Raw genomic sequence first — 6,000 nt, 5'->3', positions numbered from 1 at the left:
AAAAATGCGGCCACGCCAAAGGCAGAACTCTCACTCCCTGTCCGCAAAACCGAAAAATGCGGCCACACCAAGGGCCGAATCCACACTTCCTGTCCGCAATATCGAAAACCTCGCGTGTTTTGGTCTTCATTTTATGTTTACAGCGGAATTTAACTCTATTGCGAATTAAGCGAAAGTATATTTTCTTCTGTCTTGTTCCAGTATTCTGCTTTCTTCGCTGAAAAGAGCATATACAAATAATACTACATCATATTGAGGATTCTGCAGGAAAACGAAAATACCTTTCAAAATGCTTATGATTTGTTGCTTGAATAATATAACGATTTGATAATAAAAAAAGCAGTCCGTTTTGGAGTGTAAATTAAAAATTTGTACTCCAAAACTGAACTACTTAGTTTGCGGTCCCTGACCTTTACTACCTTATTTACGTTAATTACAAGCTATCACCGAAATCCGCTCTAAATTTTTCAACAAGTTTTGTTTCCCAATCCGTTGTTGATTCAAGTTTTCCAAAGAAGAAACGCAATACTTTTGGTTCATCAACGAATTTCAAGCCACCAATTAAGTGGCGATTTTCATAAAGCCAAGTAATACGGTCTACTGCATATTTTACGTGTGAAAGTGAGTATACACGACGGGGCATGGCTAAGCGCAATAGCTCCATATGTGATAAAATTTCATTGCCGTTTTCGTCGCGTTGTTCCGATAATGTTCCTCGCTCCATGCCGCGGACACCGCTGACTAGGTAAAATGCTGCTGCAAGCGCACCTGCAGGGTATTCTTCCTGTGGGATATGACCAACAAATTCCATCGCATTAATATGACAGCCTAATCCGCCTGCCGGTGTAACAACTGGAACTCCTCTTTCCACAAGCTCATTTACCATATATTCAATAAATTGCGGCCCTTGATTAATCATATGTTCGTCCATTGTTTCATCTAATCCAACGACCATCGCTTCCATTTCGCGAACTGACATCCCGCCGTAAGTTAGGAAGCCTTCATATAAAGTGATTAACTCGCGCATTTTCAAATAGGCTTCCTTACTGTTTGTACAAATACCGCCACCACGAGCACAACCTAATTTCCGAGCCGAAAAATAGATAATATCAGCTAAATCAGCAAGCTTACGCGTTATATCACGGATGCTTATATCCTTACATTGTTCTTCGCGTGTTTTTATAAAATATAAATTATCCGCTAGTAAACTCGCATCAAATACTAGCATGACTCCATATTCATCACACACTTTACGGATTTCCTGCATATTTTCAAGGGAGTGCGGTTGGCCCCCGATTAAGTTGGTACCTGCTTCAAGACGCACAAAAGCAATTTTATCTGCACCATTTGTTTCAATTAAATCTCTTAATTTACCAGTGTCCATATTCCCCTTGAACGGAACATCACTATCAATCTTCAAAGCTTCATCTGTAAAAATTTCCTCTACGGTACCACCATTTAAAACAACATGTGCCTTAGAAGTTGTAAAATGATAGTTCATTGGAACGATTGTGCCTGGTTTCACATAGACTTGCGATATTATATTTTCACAAGCACGACCTTGGTGAGCGGGCAAAAAATATTCTTTCCCAAAAATCTCTTTAATTTTTTTCTCCAATTTAGTAAAAGTAACAGATCCTGCATAACTGTCGTCTGCTTCCAACATCGCCGCCTGCTGCTTATCACTCATCGCATTTACACCGCTGTCAGTCAGCATGTCCATAAAAATATCTGTATTTTTTAGTAAAAATGTATTGTATCCTGCTTCTTTTATCGCTTCCAAACGGCGCTCAATTGGTTGAAGATTAATTTTTTGGACAATACGGGCTTTGTGCATCTCTAACGGGATATTTTCACCATAAAAAAACTTAACAGTAGACATTTTACAACCACTCCTTCAAATGCTTTTTAAATATAATTTCCGAGAATCCAACACAGATTGGATCTTCATTTTTGATTAAAGGGATTATACAGACTATTTCGACAAAAGACAACAATATTTGTAAAAGTGGGTGAAATTTTGCTAGGTTTTATTAATTTAACGCCATAATGCTTTTTCGCGGTAAAATGCTAAAAATTAAAACACGAAAAATAGAATAATATTTTTTTGATGTTCAAAAGTAATTTTTACAATTCCATGAACAGTAATGGAAAATGTGCCCAACTCTAATAAAATGTATTAAAATAGATGTGGAAGTTAAATATTTCAAAATGGAGGTTGATCATTATGGCAACACTACATGATTTACTACCTAGATTTTGGAACAAGAGAAGTCAGGAGCTGGAGGAATTCTTTGATAATCCATGGCCATGGAGCAAGATGTTTGATGTGGATGTAAAAGAAAATGAAAAAACAATCACGATTCATGCAGATCTTCCTGGATTCAGCAAAGATGAAATTGAGTTGGCTTTAGATGAATATTCTCTTACTATTAAGGCTTCTCGTACCGCCGAAAAAGAAGAAAAAGGCGAAAAGTATTATAAGCAGGAGCGTTCTTATGGAAAAGTAGAAAGAACGATTCCACTTCCTGCTGAAGTAATTAGTGATTCTTCCAAAGCAAAATATGAAGATGGAGTTCTAACAATTACTTTAGAAAAGAAAAATCCATCATTGCCGGATCGTAAACATATTCCAATAGAATAAGCTAAAAGGAGAGCAACACCGCCGGATATGTGGTGTCTTACTCTCCTTTTCTTTTATACTATAAAATATAAGATTTTATGGATTATAGTATAAGAAAAAGGGCCACAGGTCATACCTTTAGGTACATCGTATTTTGCCATCATGGGCAAATTACGTGTTTTTCTAATCAATTATTTTATTTTTTCAAAATGCTTCCGAGCCTTGTCTGCTACCTCTTCCGGTATTTTCAATGAAAGCGGTTCTTGATGTAAAGCTTGGAAAGAGTTGATATCACTGGTATTCAGAGCCCCTATTGTAATCCGGGGTATGAGTCGAATATGTACAGGCTGCTTTGAGTCACGATCAATTGATGCGTTAAGCAGTAGGTTAAAACTTGCAAATCCCTGTTCAGAAAGCGTCGCAAAAATGGCTTTGATACTTGTTGCAAAGTTCAACCAATCTTGTTCAGTAATATCAAAAATAGAACGGGACTCTGTAAAGATTGCCACAAAATCATTATGGCTTTTCGGTGCATAGGCATGCATCCAAGCCACATTTCCTAACTCACCAATCCATCTTTCGCCAAGCTCTTTTTCAGTTTCATATAATGACGTAAAATATTCCTTGCCATGTTCTTCTTCATAGGTCTTCGCTTTTTCACTTATCAACGTTTGAGTGTTCGTTGCTGACTCGGACAAAATCACCTGAATATGTGGGTGTAGGATGCTTCCCCCAGATGGAGGTAAATAGTTCCAATTAATAGAAGCATACTGTGCATTTGGATCTACGGCAATTACATTTTGAGTATAGGTTTGCGCAGCCATAAACGCATTCTTAATCATTTCCACCGTAAATTCTTCTAATCTCACATAATGTTGACCCGAAAAAATAACCACAGCATTATGTTTGCTATATGGAAATAGATTAGGGAATGCCACCGCTTCTCCTTGTGCCACTCTACCATCTTGAGAAATTTCTTTTGGAAAAACCGGTGTCATCTTGTATAGATTTTCCGGACAAAACGGACATTTTGCCCCACCAGTCTGTTCAGCTAATTCACTATAATCAGGCGGTGTAATTGGCATTCCCGGATCAAAAATAAGCCGGGAAGTTTCCCCAGTCAATGGGTCAAACCGCACTTCCGTCTTCCGTTCGATCAAATTCCCTTGAACATCATAAAACGTAAACCATTCTTCTTCTCTTCTAAATTCCATAGTTCTATTGCCCCCTTCCCTATCAATATATCATTTAGCTGAATCGTTGTCAGTATTTTCAGATTAATAGCAGGAGACACAGGGTCGGGAACTCTGGCTCACTTTGGGTCAAAAGAACCTCCGCCCCCTTATCCCAATTGATAGATTAAAAACCTCTCATACGGGTCATTTTCATATAAACCAGGTACAATAATTTCCTTTTTTAATTCAAATCCAGTATGATTTTCTAAAAAATAGACATAATCCTCGGACGCATAATACAAAATTAGTTCAACTTCCCGATCGGCTTCTCCAACCGAAACTATAATATTTATAAGCACAGCAATAAAAATTTGTATCGAAAATGGGTTAAAGAAATAAAATCGATTGTCCAATGGATTAATTTCATAATCTTGCGCTAAGCAACATTGGAATTGAATTTTATCTCTATCTCTCTTATGTTTCTTTTGATAACTCGTTTTATTTTGAATGGCTTCTTTATAAAATACTTCGTTCATTTCTATCCCGACAACGGATGCATGAAAAAAATAATGTATGTAAAAGTTTAATCGCCCTTTACCACACCCAAAGTCCACTACATGATCGCTGCTTGTCAATTCATATTCAGCAAACAACGCTTCTAGAGCTATGTATTGGGTTGGTTCATAGCGATGATAGTGTATTGACCCACTCGATTCTTTTTGATTGCCCCCTGTATTTATGTTAAGCAATTTATCGTAATAATGTTCCTTCATGGGATCTATCTCCTATTTGATAACCACATTCCGTACATAAAATATGAAATTATTAGCATATCATACTATATTTTTGTGTATTTTACCATAACTCAGTCTATGTACATCATTGTTTAAGCAGGATTTATGGGTTATTTACTATTATTTTTTTCTAAACCACATATATGTGAAAACGGGTAATAGTATTGCCATCACATCATCATTTTTGTGAATTAGACAATACAATCCGTAACCCCATAGGATCGAAAGAGAAAGTATATTTAATATGACTTTCTTAAAGTTCAAAAATGTACACCTCTACTCTTATTTTTGCTTTATTATTATTAATCAACCAAATTTTTACTATTCAACTCATTCTTTTTTTACAACATATTCTTTTCCAACCACAATTAAAACAATTCCTTCATGAATTACCAAAGGATTTGCATAAAGAGTACATTTGTGGTTGTACTCTTTTTTAATTTCTGGATTAACGTTAAATGACAATTTAACTGTAAAATAACATAAATATGGAAATATGTGTTACCATTTAAAGGGACTTGTGTTAATTTTACTTAAATAAATATTTAAAAAAGGTGATTAAAATAAGAGAAAAATAGTTAATCTATTCCTTTTGAAGTTTTATCCAATAAGAAATAAGGACTGGTGGGTAATATTTTGGGTTAATTTTGGCATGATAGTGTTAATCGTGTATTTTTTCATTTCAATAGTCAAATTGTTTTTGAGAAAAGCACTCCATATTGTGAAATTGAACTTGCTTGGTGTATAGTTCCAAATGGGAAACAAGGAGGTACTATGGACTTTTTTCTGAAAATATTAGCCTTCATAATTTTCGTTCTCGGCTCACTGTATTTCTTCTTTGGTGGAAGTAGTTCTGCGGAAAAGCCAAGGAAAAAACACTTTGGTATTATAATGATAATAAGCATTTTAATCTTGAGTTATTATTACTGGTTTTATAAGTAAAAGAGGTGGTAGAATGGGGAAAATAGTAATCGGTATTCTAATAATCTGTCTGTACTGCTTTCCTTTTGTTTATATTTCAATGGATCAAGATTATTCTAACCATTCAATGCTTGGCTATTTAATTATGATAATAGCCACTTCGCTTCTTGCTTTCTTCGGAAAACTATTTATCAATTCGTTATCTCCTATTATCGGCAATTTGTTATCTGTAATAATTTCATTTTATTTTATCAACGGAATGGCGGGGAACGAACATTGGGATGGCTATTTTAAGCCACTAACCCCATATCAATTATTAGTCTTAGTTAGTTTTTTAAATTTGATTCCTCAGTTTCTCGCTATTAATTTTGCTAAAAAACTCAAAAATAAAGTTAATGAAGTTTGATGGAAAATTTTTTATTATATCTGTTTGCCCAATAGGTAGAATTTTTCACATGGATACGATTGCGGAACATGCCCAGTCATT

Annotated in this window: 5 protein-coding genes; 2 read left to right on the top strand and 3 right to left on the bottom strand. The window is 35.3% G+C overall.

Annotation, left to right across the window (positions count from 1 at the left end):
* Positions 1-433: 433 nt before the first annotated feature.
* The gene (locus tag BAZO_RS14600; RefSeq protein WP_003332385.1) at positions 434-1,882 is read right to left on the bottom strand and encodes a tryptophanase; all 1,449 of its coding nucleotides are present in this window, start codon (positions 1,880-1,882) and stop codon (positions 434-436) included.
* 345 nt (positions 1,883-2,227) lie between these two features.
* Here BAZO_RS14600 and BAZO_RS14595 point away from each other — a divergent pair, with 345 nt between their 5' ends.
* Entirely contained in the window at positions 2,228-2,644 is a 417-nt protein-coding gene (locus BAZO_RS14595) for an Hsp20/alpha crystallin family protein (protein ID WP_003332384.1), read from the top strand.
* A gap of 170 nt (positions 2,645-2,814) precedes the next feature.
* Here the strand turns inward: BAZO_RS14595 and BAZO_RS14590 are convergent, their stop codons facing one another.
* Both BAZO_RS14590 and BAZO_RS14585 read right to left on the bottom strand, forming a co-directional pair.
* Positions 2,815-3,837 carry a hypothetical protein gene (locus BAZO_RS14590; RefSeq protein ID WP_003332383.1) on the bottom strand — a complete coding sequence of 341 codons (1,023 nt, stop codon included), beginning with the start codon at positions 3,835-3,837 and terminating at the stop codon, positions 2,815-2,817.
* Between the two features lie 128 nt (positions 3,838-3,965).
* A complete protein-coding gene (locus BAZO_RS14585) occupies positions 3,966-4,571 on the bottom strand; it encodes a methyltransferase (protein ID WP_003332382.1) in 606 nt (201 codons plus the stop codon).
* Between the two features lie 976 nt (positions 4,572-5,547).
* Between BAZO_RS14585 and BAZO_RS14580 the strand changes: the two genes are divergently transcribed.
* Positions 5,548-5,919, top strand: a complete 372-nt coding sequence (locus tag BAZO_RS14580; RefSeq protein ID WP_003332381.1) for a hypothetical protein — start codon at positions 5,548-5,550, stop codon at positions 5,917-5,919.
* Positions 5,920-6,000 lie beyond the last annotated feature (81 nt).

This window comes from Schinkia azotoformans LMG 9581 (assembly GCF_000307855.1).
Classification (GTDB): domain Bacteria; phylum Bacillota; class Bacilli; order Bacillales; family Bacillaceae_J; genus Schinkia; species Schinkia azotoformans.
Note: the sequence above shows the minus strand (reverse complement) of the source record. Positions and strands in the feature narration are given on the sequence as shown.